This window comes from Sphingorhabdus sp. SMR4y (assembly GCF_002218195.1).
GTDB lineage: Bacteria > Pseudomonadota > Alphaproteobacteria > Sphingomonadales > Sphingomonadaceae > Parasphingorhabdus.
The window spans coordinates 661803-677789 of sequence record NZ_CP022336.1 but is presented as its reverse complement, the minus strand read 5'-3'; the positions used below and the strand labels follow the sequence as shown (position 1 = coordinate 677789).

Genomic DNA, 15987 nt, shown 5'->3' with positions numbered 1-15987 from the left:
GGGCACAGGCGATATGAATGATTTGCAAAAGCCCGCTCTCCCCTCCTTCGACTATGAAGATGTAAAAGCCGCCCACGACCGGATCAAAGACCGCGTCGTCCACACGCCGACTTTGAAGAGCATTACCCTGTCCGAACTGAGCGGCGCGGAAGTCTTCCTGAAGTTCGAGAATTTGCAATTCACCGCTGCCTATAAGGAGCGCGGCGCGCTGAACGCCCTGCTGCTGATGGATGAAAGCAAGCGCAAGGCCGGTGTCATCGCCGCTTCCGCCGGCAATCATGCCCAGGGGCTCGCCTATAACGCCAAAAAACTCGCCATCCCGGCGACCATCGTCATGCCGAGCACGACGCCGATGGTGAAAGTCGAGCAGACCCGTGGACATGGCGCCGAGATCGTCATTTTTGGCGGCAATTATGACGAGGCCTATGCCCATGCCATGCTCCTCGCAGACCAGCGGGGCCTCACCTATATCCACGCCTTTGACGATCCGCATGTCGCGGCGGGGCAAGGAACCGTGGCAATTGAAATGCTCGAGGCCATTCCCGATCTCGACCGGCTGATCATCCCGATCGGCGGCGGCGGATTATTTTCCGGCATGGCAACCGCAGCCCGCGCCCTCAATCCGGATATCAAGATGACCGGCGTGCAGGCCGCGCTCTACCCCAGCATGTACGGCAAGTTGACCGGCCAGACGGTGACAGCCGGCGGCGACACGCTGGCCGAGGGCATCGCCGTGCGCAATCCCTCTGAATTTACCGCGGCGATCATCCAGAAATATGTCGACGAGATCTTGCTGGTCAGCGAAGCGCAGCTGGAAGGCGCGGTCAGCCTGCTGCTGCAGATCGAGAAGACTGTGGTCGAAGGCGCCGGCGCGGCCGGTCTTGCCGCGCTGCTCGCCAACAAGGAAAAATTCAGCGGCGAAAAAGTCGGCCTGGTCCTGTGCGGCGGCAATATCGACACGCGTCTGCTGGCCAATGTCCTGCTGCGCGATCTCGCCCGCTCGGGTCGCCTCGCCCGTCTCCGCCTGCATCTCCGTGACCAGCCCGGTGCGCTTTATAATGTGGTCAAGCAATTTGCCGAGCATGATGTCAATATCATCGAGGTCTATCACCAGCGGGTGTTCACCAACCTGCCGGCCAAGGGCCTGATTACCGACATCGAATGCGAAGCCAAGGACCGCGAGCAGCTCGAAGCCCTGATCGCCGATCTCAACAAGTCCGGCTATGACGTGCGGCAGGTAGAGCTGGCGGACTAGGCCAGGGCAGCGAGTTTCAAGCAGCGCTGCTGCGGCTATCTGCCTATACCCGCCTATAACGGCATTTCCGCTAGAGCCCGATCAAAGGCCCTGGTGAGGTTTTTCAACCGCCGGGGCATTGCTGCCATATCGAGCGTTTGCGCCATCGGATCGAACCGGTCGGGTACTATACCAAAGCCCATCATCAGATCGATCCAGCTCTGTTCGTCGAATATTTCATCTTCGAACGCGACCAACCGGCCGCGACTACGAAACTGGTCAATTCTTCTGCGCAGATTTTCCGGCATCCTCTGCTTCTCAATTCCCGACCAGGGCAAATCGGTCCGGCGGTTGAGTGCGAAAGGCAGCAGCGTAAAATCGCGCACATGTTCCACCGCAGCCAGGTGTCGCCGGTTATATTCGCGGGCTTCGACCGTCATGTCCAGCCGGGCTGGCAAATGATTTGCCAGAATGACCGCCTGCCGGTGCAATATCGTCGTGTCGGCGGATAAAAACGGTCCAAGGCTGGCGGAAGCGCTGCCCAGTCGCACCATATTGCCAGTCCAGGCCTGGTCGACATATCCCGGATCAAGCCGGATCTCCTGCGCCTCGCTCCCGACAAGCGCCCGCCATTCATCCGCGGACAAATGGCCGGATAGGCAGAGGAGCTGCACGGTCGATCGTTCGCGCAGCGGAGTGCTGATCATCAATCCCCCCCTGATCGCCCGAGCAACAACATGTCTTTCGGCTGCTGACGGCACGCCCGTTTGCGTGCCGGAGAGCAATCGGTCGAAAGGCAGTTTACCGGCAATCGAGTGCCAGTCCGGGCGGGGAAAATCTGTTACCAAACCGCTGGCTTCGCCTGACATATCGATATGGAAATCGGCCTTTATCGCAGCACCGTTGTCGAGTGCGATCCGATCGATCGCCCCGCCGTCTGATGACGGGAAAGCAAATTTTGGGCTCGCCTTGACAATCTCCGTCCGCCGCGACTTCGTTCTCTGCCTGAACAGTTCGGCATATTCGGCGCGATCAATCTGGACGGTCGGACGCAACATGCTCAGCGGCGACCGCGGGTCCGGCGATTGAAAGGCAAATTTTCCGGCTGCCGCCGCACGGGCTGGCAGACGAAAGGGCTGATAGAGATAGGCAAGTCGATCTCGCTGGTCATTGAGTTCCGCAGCCCGCAACATGATCTGGTGAATGGCCACATCATCAACCGCAGGCAGGCTCCCGGAACCGGTCAGGAAAAAGCTGCTGCTGCCATCTTTCCAGTCCCGCAATTCGCATCCCAGAGCAAAAACGGCGCTGCTCGTCTTTTGCAAGTCCTCACCATTGATCCCGAGCCTTAACAACAGCGGATCATCAAGGCGGACGGTCACCGCCGCCGGTTCGACCGGGCGCGTATCTTCGACCAGCACCAGCGTGATATCCGGTGGCAATTCGAGTTCGAGCAAAGCCGCGACCGGCCAGAGTTCATGGCTTTTGCCGAATATGGCAATCCGCCTCAACGGCTGCTCACCACCGCTCATCGCGCGTCGCTCCGGGAACCGGAAAAGCGGGCCCGATATGTCTCGATAAACGCGAGATGCTTGCCCATTCTGCCGGCGCTGGCGTCGATCGCTGTCCTGATACGCTCCAGCTCGCTCGCACGATCGCCAGCGGCCATGCTGTCGACCCGTGGATCACAGGTTTCCGGCAGGAGATTCTGGCCGATAAACACGGATAGCCAACTCGCCGGCTGAAACAGGCCGTGATCATATTGCGGAACCAGCCCCCGTCGCTTGAACGCTTCGACCTTTTCGCTCAGACTGTCCGGCCAGACCATTTCCCGCATATCCCGCCAGAACGGCTCGTCGCGCTGGTTGAGTACATAATGCAGCATCAGGAAATCACGTACGCGATCATATTCGAGATCCATCACGCGATTATATTCCTCGACGTCGGAAGCGGCGCACTGCTTTTCCGGGAACAGCGCGATCAGGTTCAGGATTCCGCTTTGGATCAAGTCGATACTGGTCGACTCCAGCGGCTCCAGAAAACCGCCGGACAGCCCGATCGCCACACAATTCCGGTTCCATAATTTCTCGCGCTTGCCGGTTTTGAAGAACAATTGCTTCGGTTCGGCGATCGGCTCGCCCTCGAGATTCTCCATCAGATCGTCGAGCGCATCCTGATCGCTGATATACCGGTCACAATAGACATGACCGTTGCCAAGTCTGTGTTGCAATGGAATGCGCCACTGCCAGCCCGCAGATCGGGCAGTCGACCGGGTGAAGGGGCCAACCGGATCGCCAATCTCGCAGGGAACGGCAAAGGCACGATTGCACGGCAGATACGCGCTCCAGTCCGCGAAGCCGGTCGCCAGTTCCTGCTCGATCAGCAGACCGCGAAATCCCGAGCAGTCGACGAACAGATCGCCCGCTATCTGTTCCCCGGATGCCAGCGTCACCGACCGGATGAAACCAGTCTCGCCATCGCGCCCTACCGCGACAACCTTCCCCTCAATCCGCTCGGTTCCGCGCGCTGCTGAATATTCCGCCAGGAAAGCGGCATAAAGACTGGCATCAAACTGAAACGCATAGGAATAAGCCTCGAACAGCGAGGCCGGCACGTCGGGCGGCAGACTGAAATTATGAAGCCGAGCCGCTTCGATCGCGAGACTGTAACGGCCGAATTCTTCCGCCTTGCCTTCCCCTTTTTGCCTGACCCAGTAATGATGAAAATCAACAGGTCCGATCGGTTCGCCGTGCACGCCGAAAGGATGAATATAGGAATCGCCCTCCCTGCCCCAGTCGCAAAACTCAATGCCCAATTTTATGGTCGCGCTGGTTCGCGCCATCAGTTCCGCTTCGTCGATCCCGAGCATCCGGTTGAAATCCCGGATCTGCGGCAGCGTTGCCTCGCCGACGCCCACGGTCCCGATCTCCGCCGATTCTATCAGGCGGATATCGGGACCACTGTTTCCCAGCCTGTGGGATAGAGCCGCCGCCGTCATCCAGCCTGCCGTGCCGCCACCGACAATGACAATCTCCCGAATGGCTCGATCGCCGCGATCTTTCAATGCGTTTCCCCGTTTGCTTGCACAATCGATGCAAGCAGCAGACTGCCCGATTATTGCACGTTCGCCAAACGGATAATCAGAGCGCCGCCGTCACCCCTGCATCGCGCATCCCGCGCCATATCTGCATAGCCTGTACCGTTTCCGGTACATCATGTACCCGGACGATCTGTGCGCCCTGCTGTATCGCGTGATGCGCGAAAGCGATCGAGCCGCCGAGCCGCTGGTCCACCGGGGCTTCGCGGGACAGCGCGCCGATCATCCGCTTGCGGCTGGCGCCGATCAGCAGCGGCTGGCCGAGCGCGTGAAACATCGCGATATTGTTCATCAGCGCCAGATTGTCAGCCAGCGACTTGCCGAAGCCGAGCCCCGGATCGATGATTATTTTTTCGCGCTCAAAGCCCGCAGCCACCACGTCGGCGACCCGCTGTTCCAGCCAGTCGAGCGTATCGGTGACGATATTGCCATAGCCGCTACCCTCGTGGGGGTTTTTGCCGCTCGAAGGCGCGTGCATCAGCACCACCGGCAGGCCGGACACTCCGGCCACCTCCAGCGATCTTTTGTCATGCAGCAGCGCCGAGACATCGTTGATCAGATGCGCGCCCGCCGCGACCGACGCTTCCATTACCGCCGCCTTGCGCGTGTCGACCGACAGGACTGCGCCACAATGGGCCAGTCTTTCGATGACCGGCACCACCCGTTTGATTTCATCACCTTCCCAAACCGGACTGGCGCCGGGCCGGGTGCTTTCACCGCCAATGTCGAGGATCGAAGCACCGCCCACCGTCATAGCGAGGCCCGCTTCGGCGGCCTTTTCCGGATCATCCTGATGTCTGCCACCGTCGGAGAAACTGTCGGGTGTGATATTGAGGATGCCCATGACATGCGGCTGGTCAAAGCGGATAGTCCGGTCACCGCATTGCAGCGCCGGGTGCTGGCGAGTGAGATTGGCGAATACTGTCTCCGCGCGTTGCGACAGATGCTCTGGAAGCGCTTTCGACCATTCCGGCCACTGCGTGATATTGACGAGCCCGCGCCGGTTCGGTTTATCTGCTTCGATAATCAGATATTCAACCTGAGAAAACCATGCTAAACTATTGTTTAATCGTTGGTTTTTTTCAGGATGCCATTGCGGACTGTCAACCAGTCCAACAGGTTTCAGATAGAGCCTGCTATCCGCTCCACATGCTTCCAAATCTTCCATTTGCGTCATGGCCTCAACCCGGTCAGGGTTCGGTGGCCAGCAAATAGGTCTGCCGCAGATTGTCGATCGGCTTCAGGTCCTTGCCATCCTTGTAATACCAGTAGGTCCAGCCGTTGCAGCTCGGCGCATCCTGTACGGTCGCGCCGATCTTGTGGATCGAGCCTTCCTGACCTTCCCAGATCACCGAACCGTCTGCACGGACCTTGACCTTATATTTGCGGTTCTTGCTGCACAGCTCGTCGCCGGGCTTGAGATAGCCGGTTTCAACCAGCGTTCCAAAGGCCACCCGCGGCTTAGCTTTGGGCGACTGCATGGTCTTGAGCGAACTTTCGTCGAGCGGCAGCGCTTCGGCGATCCGCTGTTCAGCCACTTCGCAATAGCTGTCCTCTTTCTCGCAACCGATCCATTCGCGTCCCAGACGCTTGGCAACCGCACCCGTCGTTCCGGTGCCGAAAAACGGATCGAGAACCACGTCGCCGGGATTGGTCGTCGCCAGCATCACCCGGTACAGCAGGGCTTCCGGCTTCTGCGTCGGATGGGCCTTGGTGCCGTTGCGCTTCAGCCGTTCCTGACCGCCGCAAATCGGCATCACCCAGTCACTGCGCATCTGCAACTCGTCATTGAGATTCTTCATCGCGCGATAGTTGAACGTATATTTCGATTTTTCCGACTTCGACGCCCAGATCAGTGTTTCATGCGCATTGGTAAAACGGGTGCCCTTGAAATTCGGCATCGGATTGGCCTTGCGCCAGATGATGTCGTTGAGGATCCAGTAGCCCAGATCCTGCAGCGAAGCGCCGACCCGGAAGATATTATGATAGCTTCCGATCACCCACAGGGAGCCGTCTGGCTTGAGAATGCGGCGTGCTTCTGCCAGCCACGCCTTGGTAAAGGCATCATAGGCTGCAAAGCTGTCGAAATGATCCCATGCATCGTCCACAGCATCCACCTGCCCGCCTTCCGGACGGTAAAGGTCGCCGCCCAGTTGCAGATTATAGGGTGGATCGGCAAAGATCATGTCGACCGAAGCATCGGGAAGCGATGCCATTGCGGTCACGCAATCCATCTTCAATATCTGCCCCAGCGGCAGCTTGGCAGCCTGCTTGGCAGTACGTTTTCCAGCGCTTGGCGCGGTGCGTGTTTTTGGCGCCTGAATGCGCTCGATAATCCCCATGAAACTCAATTCCTTTTTTCGATCGCGCCCGTGGTGAGTCCCAAATCGCTCGCGGTCAAGGCCGTTAACATAGGTTAAAGGCGTATCTTAATGGTTAACGGAATCTTCTGCGCGAGAACGAAAGGAGTCCGTAACCAGATATGGAGTCGCGGCCGGCGGGCCCGACTCAATCCCTAGTGGTGTGGCGCAAAAGACTCGTTTGCAGAATTTCTTTGGAAAAAATCGGAAATTTCTCGAAAATCAAATTTGTTTCACAAAAAGCCCTGTTCAGACTATAAACGTAAAAACTAGTAAAGCTCGAACCAGCAACAGCTCAGGGGCCGGCGAACAGATGGCACGTAATTTTCGCGACAAATATCAGCATGAATATGGCATCGCCCAGCAGAGCGATGAACCGCGCCCGCATCCCGGTGTGATCGTCGGCGGCGAGGCCGGGCGGGAGAAACGCAAGGAATATGCGATCGTGTTCGGTTCCAAGATTTTCGGATCGATCGCCGCGGTCTGGTGGATGTTCACCTATGATACCGGCTGGGTCGAATGGTCCGCCTTCATCGCCGGCTATATCGTGCTGATGCTCGGCATCGTCCTCGGTTTTCACCGCTATTATTCGCACAAGGCCTTCGAAACCTCGGTACCGATGCAATATATTCTCGGGGCGATGGCGCAAATGTCGATCCAGTCATCGGTGTTGCGCTGGGCCGCCGATCACCGGCGGCACCATGCCCATAGCGATGAAGTTGGCGATGTTCACAGCCCCTGGCTCGACGGCAAGGGCAAGCCGACCAGCAGACTGAAGGGCATGTTCCACTCGCATTTCGGCTGGTTCATGGACGATTGCGTCACCGACATGAGCATCTACGGCAAAGGCCTGGCCGACAACGAGGTCGTGCTCTGGCTGCACAGGACCCGCTGGTTCTGGCTGGTCTTCTCGCTGATCATCTTTCCCGGCATCTGGGGTCTTGCCTTCGGCGGCTGGGACCATGTCATCGGCACGATCCTGATCGGCGGCTATTTTCGGACATTTGTCGTCCTGCAGATCACTCTGGGCATTTCCAGCTACGCCCATGTCGTCGGATCGCAGCGCCACACAAAGGGTGTCGGCACCGCCAGAAACAGCTTCATATTCTCATTGCTGACCTTTGGCGAAGGCTGGCACAATAACCACCACAAGCATCCGCGGGCCAGCTTCCAGGGCATGGCCTGGTGGGAAATCGACATCGCAGGCTATGTTCTGCTTTTGCTCGAAAAGATGGGGCTGGTCTGGAATGTCACCCGCCAGCCCAAATATATCAAAGACGAAAGCGGCGAATGGGTTCTTGCGGAGCGCAAGATAGCTCCGAAACCGGCCAAGGCCGAAGCCTAGAGCAATTCCATCTGGGAAACCGGTGCGAAGCTTCTGCGGTGCAGCGGCGTCGGCCCAAATTGCCGAAGCGCCGCCAGATGCTCGGCCGTGCCATAACCCTTGTTCCGTTCCCATCCATATTGCGGATAGCGCTCGGCCGCCGCGATCATCAGCCGGTCGCGATATTCCTTGGCGAGAATGGACGCCGCCGAAATGCAGGGATGGAGCGCATCGCCGCCAATCACCGCTTCGGCTGAATAGGTCCATTTCGGCAAGCGGTTGCCGTCGACCAGAATATGATCCGGTACCGTATCCAGCGCTTCAACCGCGCGGGTCATCGCCAGCATCGTCGCCTGCAAGATATTGATCTCGTCAATCTCGGCTTCGGAACATTGCGCAACCGAGAATCGGGCACATTGAATGATGTCCCGTTCGAGCCGCGCCCGTTTTTTGGCCGTCAGCTTCTTGCTGTCATCCAGCTCCGCGATCGCGTGATTTTCCGGCAGAATGACGGCGGCAGCGACGAGCGGGCCCGCCAGAGGCCCCCGCCCCACTTCATCAACGCCGGCAATCACCCGTCATCATCCTGAAAATCCGTGACAAACTGGTGGCCCAGCGGACCGTTGCCCTCACCGAGCCCGGGTGCTTCCAGTATCGCAATGCGCGTGAACGATATCGCCTGTTCGAAGGCCGCGTTCAGGTCCAGCCCGCTGCCCAGACCAACAGCCAGAGCGCTGGCAAAGGTGCAACCGGTACCGTGCGTTTCACTGCTTTCGATCCTCTTGCCTTCGATCCGCCTGATCAGGCCACCCGGGGCATGGAGTTCGTCAACAACCACCGATCCTTCTCCGTGTCCACCCTTGATCACCAGATGGCAGCCGTGGTCCAATATGGCTTCCTTGCCGCCCAGCGCCTCCAATTCCGGTAGATTGGGCGTGACTACCGATGCCACATCCATCAGCTTGCCAAAGGCGGCGATGGTCTCCCTATCGGCCAGCAGGCTGCCGCTGGTTGCGACCATCACCGGATCGAATATAATCGCGACACCCAGTCTCTGCAGATATTCCGCCACCGCAAGGGCGGCCTCGGCGCTTCCGATCATGCCGATCTTGACCGCATCGACGCCGATATCGCTGACCACGGACTCGATCTGCTGCAGGATCAGATCGGTGGGCAATTGGTGGACCGCCTGTACTCCGAGCGTGTTCTGCGCGGTAATGGCGGTAATCGCCGTCATCGCGTGTCCGCCGAGCATGGTGATGGTCTTGATATCAGCCTGTATGCCCGCGCCGCCGCCACTGTCGGAACCGGCAATGGACAAAATCCGGGGGCAGTTTCCGGTCACAGGAACAAGGGCCCGACCTGAACGATCAGAAACCATTCAAAAGCGCCGGCGATCAGGACAATAGGAAGCCAGAACCGGCGAAAGAATCCGCGCGCAAAAATATAGAGAAGCAGCGTTACAAGAATTGGCAGGACCAGCCCCATCGCGACGATCGTCCGGGCATCCATCGCATCAAGCAAGCCCAGCATCAGCCTGCAACCTCCTCTACCACGGCACAAATCCGGTCGACGACCGTATGAACCTGATCTTCATCATCCCCTTCGGCCATCACCCGGATCAGCGGTTCCGTGCCCGACTTGCGGATCACGAGGCGGCCGCTGCCATCGAGTTCCTTTTCCGCGTCCGCAATCACGGCCTTGACCTTGTCGCTTTCAAGCGGCTGGCCACCGCTGTACCGCACATTTTTCAGCAATTGCGGAACCGGATCGAAAAGATGCAGCAATTCGCTCGCCGGCTTGCCGCTCTCGACCAGTTCACCCAGCACCTGCAGCGCTGCGACCGTGCCATCGCCGGTGGTTCCGTGGTCCAGCAAGATCATATGGCCGGACTGTTCGCCGCCGACATTATAACCACCCTTTTTCATCTCTTCCAGAACATAGCGGTCGCCGACCTTGGCCCGCACCAGATCGAGACCCTGCGCATTGAGAAATCTCTCCAGTCCGAGATTGGACATGACCGTTGCAACAATCCCGCCGCCGCGCAAAAGACCCTGCCGGTTCCAGCTGGACCCGATCAGCGCCATCAGCTGGTCGCCATCGACGACCTGCCCCTTTTCGTCGACAACGATCAGGCGATCGGCGTCCCCGTCCAGCGCGATGCCGATATCGGCGCCGGATGCGACCACGGTTTCCTGCAAGACCGCAACGTCGGTGGACCCGCATTTGTCGTTGATGTTCAAGCCATTGGGATTGATCCCCAGTGCGACCACCTCGGCGCCCAGTTCCCAGAGCGCGGAGGGGGCCACCTGATACGCCGCGCCATTGGCGCAATCGCACACGATTTTCAGGCCATCCAGCCGGATATGGTCGGGCAACGACATCTTGACCGCGTGAATATAGCGGCCACGGGCGTCTTCGAACCGTTTGGCGCGGCCGATATCGGCCGCCGGTGCCAGCTTTGCGTCTTCTTCGATATAGGCTTCGATGGTGAATTCATCTTCGTCTGACAGCTTGAAACCGTCCGGCCCGAATAATTTTATACCATTGTCATAATAGGGGTTGTGGCTGGCCGATATCATGACGCCCAGATCGGCCCGCATCGAACGGGTCAGCAGCGCCACTGCCGGAGTTGGCATCGGACCGACCTGCACGACGTCCATACCGACACTGGTAAAGCCCGCGACCAGTGCATTTTCCATCATATATCCTGACAGCCGGGTATCCTTGCCGATCACCACGCGGTGGCGATGGTTGCCCCGCTGGAAATGCCGGCCGGCAGCCTGCCCCACTTTCATCGCGATTTCGGCTGTCATCGGATGCGCATTGGTCAAGCCGCGAATGCCATCAGTGCCAAAAAACTTCTTTCCCATATTCAATCATATCCCGCCATTGATCGCGCCCGTCGCGCCAGTCTCTAGCCGATGGATCGGCTGGAGACCAAGAGGGAATGAAAGCAATAGCGAATTTTACCAGCAATCGCCCCTTGCCAGCACCCGCCCGCCATGGTTGATGGTTCCCCGGCTCTGGATAATATCGAGCACAGGAAACAAGGGGCAGACCATTGATAAAAGCGCTGATCATATTGCTTGCTCTGGTCCTGGGCATAATGACCGGCCTCTATGCCGGTCCCAGAAACGCTATGCTGGTCGAAGCGGCCGATGTGGTCGGCAATATGTGGCTCAATGCCTTGCGGATGACCGTCATCCCGCTTGTTTTCACGCTGCTCATCGTCGGTATCGGCAAGGCCGCATCGATGGCGCGTGCCGGACGGATGACCGCGCGCGCGATCGGGTTCATGATCTTCATTCTCTGGTGCTCCTCTGCCATGGCCGCGCTGGTGACACCCGCCCTGCTCGAGCTGTTTCCGCTCGATGGCGATGCAGCCGCTGCCCTCCGCGCAGCGCTCGGCAGCGCAGCACCACCGGGAGACGTGCCGCCGTTCAGCGAATTTCTGCGCGCGCTGATCCCGACCAATGCGATTGCTGCCGCTGCAGAGGACGCGGTTCTTCCGTTGATGGTCTTCGCCCTGGCCTTTGCCTTTGCCATCACCCGGTTGCCCGAAACCCAGCGAATGATGCTGGACCAGTTTTTCAATGCACTTGCCGATGCGTTGTTGATCCTCATCCAGTGGGTGCTTGCTCTGGCACCGCTCGGCGTCTTTGCCCTGGCACTGGGCGTCGGCGCAAATGCCGGCCTGGCCGCCTTCGGCGCGTTGCTCCATTATGTGCTGATCGTCAGCAGCGTCGGCGTCGTGATCTGGATTTTCAGCTATGTCCTCACCTTTGTCGGTGGCAAGCGCGGCCCCATAGTCTTCTTCAAGGCTTCCGCTCCGGCCCAGGCGGTCGCGATTTCCACGCAAAGCTCGCTCGCTTCGCTACCGGCCATGGTCAGCGGCGTGAAAGCGATGGGCGTAGGCGAACGGTCCGCCGATATCGTGCTGCCGATTGCGGTCGCTCTCTTCCGGGCCACCGGCCCCTGCATGAACCTGGCGGTGGCGATCTATATCGCCCATCTGATGGGGATAGAATTGTCCTTCGCCATGCTGGCCATCGGGGCGGTCGTCGCCGCAATCACCACCATGGGCGCCGTCAGCCTGCCGGGGTCAATCAGCTTCATCACGTCCATCGCCCCCATATGCATTGCCATGGGGCTGCCCATCGAACCGCTGGTTCTGCTTTTGGCGATCGAGACCTTTCCTGATATCATCCGGACAGTCGCCAATGTCAGCACCAATATGAGCGTGACCGCCACAATCGCCAGAAGCGAAGGAGATTTGACATGAAATATCGCAAACTCGGACCGGAACTTGAAGTCTCCGCGCTTGGCCTCGGCTGCATGCCGATGGCAGGCATTGGCAAGAGCATGTACGGCACGGCCAGCAGCGCCGAGAGTCTGGCGACCATTGACCGGGCAATCGAGCTCGGGGTAACCTTTTTTGACACCGCGGAAGTCTATGGTCCCTATCTGAACGAGGAACTGCTGGGCCAGGCGATCAGCGGTCGCCGCGACCGCCTGATCATCGCCAGCAAATTCGGATTTGCAATACAGGATGGACAGGTCCGCGGGGTCGATTCCACACCGGCCAATGTGCGTCGGGCCTGCGAGGGATCGCTGAAACGTCTCGGTGTCGATACGATTGACCTCTTCTATCAGCATCGCGTCGATCCCAATGTGCCGATCGAGGATACGGTTGGCGCGATGGCCGATCTCGTGACCGAAGGCAAGGTCCGCTATCTCGGCCTGTCGGAAGCGGGAGCCGCGACGCTGAAAAAAGCGCACGCCATCCATCCGATTGCAGCCCTGCAGTCTGAATATTCCCTGTGGGAGCGCGGCGTCGAGGAAGATATCCTGCCGCTCTGTCAGGATCTCGGCATCGGCTTTGTCCCCTATAGCCCGTTGGGCCGCGGATTTCTGACGGGTCAGATCAGCAGCCGTGACGATCTTCCGGAGGATGATTATCGCCGCAATGACCCACGCTATTCGGAGGAAAATTTCGCGCTCAACATGAAGCTGGTCGAAGTCGTGAGGACGGTTGCCGCGCGGCATCACTGTTCACCCGCGCAAATTGCCCTCGCCTGGCTATTGGCGCAGGGCGACTTCATCGTTCCCATTCCCGGTTCCAAGCGGCGAGCCACTTTGGAAGACAGTATGGCTGCTGTCGATATAGAACTCACCACAGACGATCTCGACGAGCTGGAAGCCGCAGCACCGGTCGGGGGCACTGCCGGCCCGCGCTATGGCGAGACCATGATGTCGATGGTCCGCCTCTAGGGTCTAGCGGTCATAGGCCTTTGGCAAGGCGCCCGGAGCCGGATTGGCATAGCGGTCGCGCAGGCGCATCTGGCGGTTGCTGAGCGACTGGTCAACGCCGTCGATGATCACCTTTTCCACCTGGGTCGACAGCTCCAGCGGATCGCCGGTCCAGATTACCACATCGGCCTGGCGACCGGCCTTGAGCGAGCCCAGTTGCCCGCCCATGTCCATGATTTCTGCAGGCCCCGAGCTGATCGCGGCAAAGGCCTCGTCCCAGCTAAGTCCGGTTGCGCGCGGCACCTTGTTGAGCGCGACAAGATTACCGGCATATTGCACTGAATAGCGCAGCTGGTGCGCATCCCGGTCGTTGATCATGCCAATGGCTACCTTGACACCGGCATCCTTCATCCGCCCGATATTGGACTGGGTCGAAGCCAGGTCCTCGAAACCATAAGGCAGGTCGGCAAGCGCAGATGCCAGCACCGGCACGCCCGCTGCGGCGATATGATCGGCAACCCGCCAGCCTTCATTGGCACCGACCAGCACCATTTTCAGGGCCGGGAAATCCTTGCGCAGGCCGAGGACTTTCAGAATGTCATTGGCGCTCTCGACATGGATGAGCAATTTGGTGCTGCCGTTGATCACCGGCAACAACGCTTTGGCATCCGATGCCTTGAGCAAATCGCTGTCAAAGGCTGACGGATTGCGCGCATACGTGCGAGCCTCCTCGAGCAGCGCGCGGAAGTGAATGTGCGAGGCGGAACGGCTGCCCCCTGCCCTGCGGTGGCCGGTTTCACCCAGTTCGACAAATTGAAACGCGCGCGCCCGGGTGATCGGATATTCATCCTGGCCAAGATCGGCAATCGCACCGAAACCTCCGAAAATGGAGTCGGACGTGCTCGGAGAGACAACCGCTCGGGTTACTCCGGCGGCACGGTTTACGGCAACGGCGGAAGCAAATGGGTTGATCGCATATTGCACATCGAGCGCAGCGGAAAAGGGCGAACGGCTGGCATTCATGTCATTGGTCTGGCTGACCGCGCCGACCTCGACCAGACCTATCCGGCTGAATCCGGCGAAAATGCCGGGCGTTACCCATTTGCCACTGGCGTCGATCCGTCGCGCATCGGCGGGAATGGAAATATTGGCACCGGCAGCGACAACCCGGTCGTTGCGGATCAATACCGTGCCGCCTTCAATCGGCGCGCTGCCGTCACCGATGACAAGCTTGCCACCGGTAATCGCGGTGGTCTGGGCGGCAACCGGCGCGGCAATCAGCGCCGCAGCGGAGGCGAGCAACAGAGAAAAACGCTTCATTTCACGTCTCCTTCACCGGGCTGGCCGAGTTCAAAGTCGCTGACGGGTCTCCGGTTCGGGTCGGCGCTGTCAAACATCAGCGCACCGTCAATCCAGACCTTCTCGGGCCGCGCGTAAACGCTGAGAGGATTATCATTCCAGAGTACCAGATCAGCCATCTTGCCGGGATTCAGGCTACCGGTCATTGCATCGATGCCCATGGCTTTTGCCGGGTTGAGCGTGATCCAGCGGATCGCCTGCGCGTCGCTGATCTCTATGCCCATCGCCCGGCCATCGGCGAGCGCCTTGGCGGCTTCCTGGTTGAGCCGCTGGATCTGGTTCTCGTCATCGCTATGGATGATCACACAGGCGCCGGCCTTCTGCAGCAGCGCCGCGTTTTCCGGGATCGCGTCATAGGCTTCCATCTTGAATCCCCACCAGTCGGCCCAGACGGCCGAGCAAATCCCCTCTTCGGCCAGCATGTCGGCGATCTTGTAGCTTTCGACCGCGTGATGGAAGGCGGTGACCTTGTAGCCGAATTCCTTCGACATATCGATGATCTGGGCCAGCTCGTCGGCGCGATAGCAGTGATTGTGGACGAGAATATCGCCATCCAGCACGCCGGCCAGCGTTTCCTTGCCCAGGTCGCGCTTCTGGCTCTTGCCGGCCTTGCGCTTGTCGCGATAGTCCTGCGCATCAATCCAGGTCTGCCGGTTGAGTGCAAGATTGCCCATGCGGGTGGACGGCATGCGGTTACGGCTGCCGTAAACCCGCTTCGGATTTTCGCCACAGGCCATTTTCATCCCATAAGGCGCGCCGGGAAATTTCATCCCCTGCACGGTTCGCGAAGGCACGTTTTTCAGCGTCACCGAGCGACCTCCGAACAGATTGGCCGAACCGGGCAGGATCTGCAGCGCCGTGATACCGCCATTCGCCATGGCACGGGAAAAGCCGGGGTCCTGCGGCCAGACGCTATGTTCGGCCCAGACTTCCGGCGTGACCGGTGAAGTGGCTTCGTTGCCATCATCATGAGCCGCCACGCTGGGCGTCGGATAATCACCCAGATGGCTGTGCACATCAATGATGCCCGGCGTCACAAATTTACCGGTGCCGTCGATGATCGTCGTATCGGCCGGTATCGCGGTTTCGGGGCCACCAATCGAGGAAATCTTGCCGCCCGCCATAAACACTGTCCCGCGGTCGATCCGGCCGCCCTCACCGTCGTAAATGGTCACGCCGGTGATGGCAGTGGGAACCGAAGGATACGCTCTGTAGGTGGAGGGAAAGGCAGTCCTTGCAGGCTTGCTCGACTGAATTGGCGCCGTAGCGCTCGCCGAATTGGTATCCGCCGCGCTGGCCGTGCAGCCAGCCAATAGCGATCCGCCGGCAGCCAGCGCCAGCAAAGCCCGATATTTCATAG

The 15987-nt window shown here is 59.4% G+C and carries 14 protein-coding genes; 4 read left to right on the top strand and 10 right to left on the bottom strand.

The features are described 5' to 3' along the window. Nucleotides 1-13: 13 nt before the first annotated feature. The gene (locus SPHFLASMR4Y_RS03175) at nucleotides 14-1255 is read left to right on the top strand and encodes a threonine ammonia-lyase (RefSeq protein ID WP_089132271.1); all 1242 of its coding nucleotides are present in this window, start codon (nucleotides 14-16) and stop codon (nucleotides 1253-1255) included. Nucleotides 1256-1308: 53 nt separating this feature from the next. Here the strand turns inward: SPHFLASMR4Y_RS03175 and SPHFLASMR4Y_RS03170 are convergent, their stop codons facing one another. The 4 genes from SPHFLASMR4Y_RS03170 to SPHFLASMR4Y_RS03155 form a co-directional block, all read right to left on the bottom strand. Further along, complete coding sequence (locus SPHFLASMR4Y_RS03170; RefSeq protein WP_089132270.1) at nucleotides 1309-2766, bottom strand: tryptophan 7-halogenase; 1458 nt, start codon at nucleotides 2764-2766, stop codon at nucleotides 1309-1311. Next, the gene (locus SPHFLASMR4Y_RS03165) at nucleotides 2763-4298 is read right to left on the bottom strand and encodes a tryptophan halogenase family protein (protein WP_222102949.1); all 1536 of its coding nucleotides are present in this window, start codon (nucleotides 4296-4298) and stop codon (nucleotides 2763-2765) included. Before SPHFLASMR4Y_RS03165 ends, SPHFLASMR4Y_RS03170 begins: the two co-directional genes overlap by 4 nt. 76 nt (nucleotides 4299-4374) lie before the next feature. After that, a complete protein-coding gene (gene folP / locus SPHFLASMR4Y_RS03160) occupies nucleotides 4375-5499 on the bottom strand; it encodes a dihydropteroate synthase (protein ID WP_089132269.1) in 1125 nt (374 codons plus the stop codon). 22 nt (nucleotides 5500-5521) lie between these two features. Further along, entirely contained in the window at nucleotides 5522-6673 is a 1152-nt protein-coding gene (locus tag SPHFLASMR4Y_RS03155) for a site-specific DNA-methyltransferase (RefSeq protein ID WP_089132268.1), read from the bottom strand. A gap of 331 nt (nucleotides 6674-7004) precedes the next feature. On the opposite strand from SPHFLASMR4Y_RS03155, the gene SPHFLASMR4Y_RS03150 reads away from it, so the two are divergent. Next, nucleotides 7005-8036: an acyl-CoA desaturase gene (locus SPHFLASMR4Y_RS03150; RefSeq protein ID WP_089132267.1), complete on the top strand. Its 1032-nt coding sequence runs from the start codon at nucleotides 7005-7007 to the stop codon at nucleotides 8034-8036. Here the strand turns inward: SPHFLASMR4Y_RS03150 and SPHFLASMR4Y_RS03145 are convergent. From SPHFLASMR4Y_RS03145 to glmM, 4 genes are read right to left on the bottom strand one after another with little or no spacing between them, the layout of a single operon-like run. After that, complete coding sequence (locus SPHFLASMR4Y_RS03145) at nucleotides 8033-8590, bottom strand: ribonuclease HII (RefSeq protein ID WP_089132266.1); 558 nt, start codon at nucleotides 8588-8590, stop codon at nucleotides 8033-8035. The two genes, SPHFLASMR4Y_RS03150 and SPHFLASMR4Y_RS03145, sit on opposite strands and share 4 nt — an antisense overlap. Then, nucleotides 8587-9396 (bottom strand): bifunctional hydroxymethylpyrimidine kinase/phosphomethylpyrimidine kinase, encoded by an 810-nt coding sequence (thiD, locus tag SPHFLASMR4Y_RS03140; RefSeq protein WP_089132265.1) that lies wholly within the window; start codon nucleotides 9394-9396, stop codon nucleotides 8587-8589. Before thiD ends, SPHFLASMR4Y_RS03145 begins: the two co-directional genes overlap by 4 nt. Then, entirely contained in the window at nucleotides 9357-9548 is a 192-nt protein-coding gene (locus SPHFLASMR4Y_RS03135; protein ID WP_089132264.1) for a hypothetical protein, read from the bottom strand. The genes thiD and SPHFLASMR4Y_RS03135 overlap by 40 nt, the downstream gene beginning before the upstream one ends. Further along, nucleotides 9548-10888 carry a phosphoglucosamine mutase gene (gene glmM, locus SPHFLASMR4Y_RS03130; protein WP_089132263.1) on the bottom strand — a complete coding sequence of 447 codons (1341 nt, stop codon included), beginning with the start codon at nucleotides 10886-10888 and terminating at the stop codon, nucleotides 9548-9550. Before glmM ends, SPHFLASMR4Y_RS03135 begins: the two co-directional genes overlap by 1 nt. Nucleotides 10889-11079: 191 nt before the next feature. On the opposite strand from glmM, the gene SPHFLASMR4Y_RS03125 reads away from it, so the two are divergent. Continuing rightward, on the top strand, nucleotides 11080-12300 hold the full coding sequence (locus SPHFLASMR4Y_RS03125) for a dicarboxylate/amino acid:cation symporter (protein ID WP_089132262.1): 1221 nt from the start codon (nucleotides 11080-11082) through the stop codon (nucleotides 12298-12300). Then, the gene (locus SPHFLASMR4Y_RS03120; protein WP_089132261.1) at nucleotides 12297-13289 is read left to right on the top strand and encodes an aldo/keto reductase; all 993 of its coding nucleotides are present in this window, start codon (nucleotides 12297-12299) and stop codon (nucleotides 13287-13289) included. Before SPHFLASMR4Y_RS03125 ends, SPHFLASMR4Y_RS03120 begins: the two co-directional genes overlap by 4 nt. Nucleotides 13290-13292: 3 nt before the next feature. Here the strand turns inward: SPHFLASMR4Y_RS03120 and SPHFLASMR4Y_RS03115 are convergent, their stop codons facing one another. Together SPHFLASMR4Y_RS03115 and SPHFLASMR4Y_RS03110 are read right to left on the bottom strand one after the other, a co-directional pair. Next, on the bottom strand, nucleotides 13293-14588 hold the full coding sequence (locus tag SPHFLASMR4Y_RS03115) for an amidohydrolase family protein (RefSeq protein ID WP_089132260.1): 1296 nt from the start codon (nucleotides 14586-14588) through the stop codon (nucleotides 13293-13295). After that, nucleotides 14585-15985, bottom strand: a complete 1401-nt coding sequence (locus tag SPHFLASMR4Y_RS03110) for an amidohydrolase (RefSeq protein WP_089132259.1) — start codon at nucleotides 15983-15985, stop codon at nucleotides 14585-14587. Before SPHFLASMR4Y_RS03110 ends, SPHFLASMR4Y_RS03115 begins: the two co-directional genes overlap by 4 nt. Between the last annotated feature and the right edge of the window lie 2 nt (nucleotides 15986-15987).

Coding starts and splice junctions, on each gene's coding strand:
- SPHFLASMR4Y_RS03175 (WP_089132271.1), top strand. CDS start 14: ATGAATGATTTGCAAAAGCCCGCTCTCCCCTCCTTCGACTATGAAGAT.
- SPHFLASMR4Y_RS03170 (WP_089132270.1), bottom strand. CDS start 2,766: ATGAGCGGTGGTGAGCAGCCGTTGAGGCGGATTGCCATATTCGGCAAA.
- folP (WP_089132269.1), bottom strand. CDS start 5,499: ATGGAAGATTTGGAAGCATGTGGAGCGGATAGCAGGCTCTATCTGAAA.
- SPHFLASMR4Y_RS03155 (WP_089132268.1), bottom strand. CDS start 6,673: ATGGGGATTATCGAGCGCATTCAGGCGCCAAAAACACGCACCGCGCCA.
- SPHFLASMR4Y_RS03150 (WP_089132267.1), top strand. CDS start 7,005: ATGGCACGTAATTTTCGCGACAAATATCAGCATGAATATGGCATCGCC.
- thiD (WP_089132265.1), bottom strand. CDS start 9,396: ATGGTTTCTGATCGTTCAGGTCGGGCCCTTGTTCCTGTGACCGGAAAC.
- SPHFLASMR4Y_RS03135 (WP_089132264.1), bottom strand. CDS start 9,548: ATGCTGGGCTTGCTTGATGCGATGGATGCCCGGACGATCGTCGCGATG.
- glmM (WP_089132263.1), bottom strand. CDS start 10,888: ATGGGAAAGAAGTTTTTTGGCACTGATGGCATTCGCGGCTTGACCAAT.
- SPHFLASMR4Y_RS03120 (WP_089132261.1), top strand. CDS start 12,297: ATGAAATATCGCAAACTCGGACCGGAACTTGAAGTCTCCGCGCTTGGC.
- SPHFLASMR4Y_RS03115 (WP_089132260.1), bottom strand. CDS start 14,588: ATGAAGCGTTTTTCTCTGTTGCTCGCCTCCGCTGCGGCGCTGATTGCC.
- SPHFLASMR4Y_RS03110 (WP_089132259.1), bottom strand. CDS start 15,985: ATGAAATATCGGGCTTTGCTGGCGCTGGCTGCCGGCGGATCGCTATTG.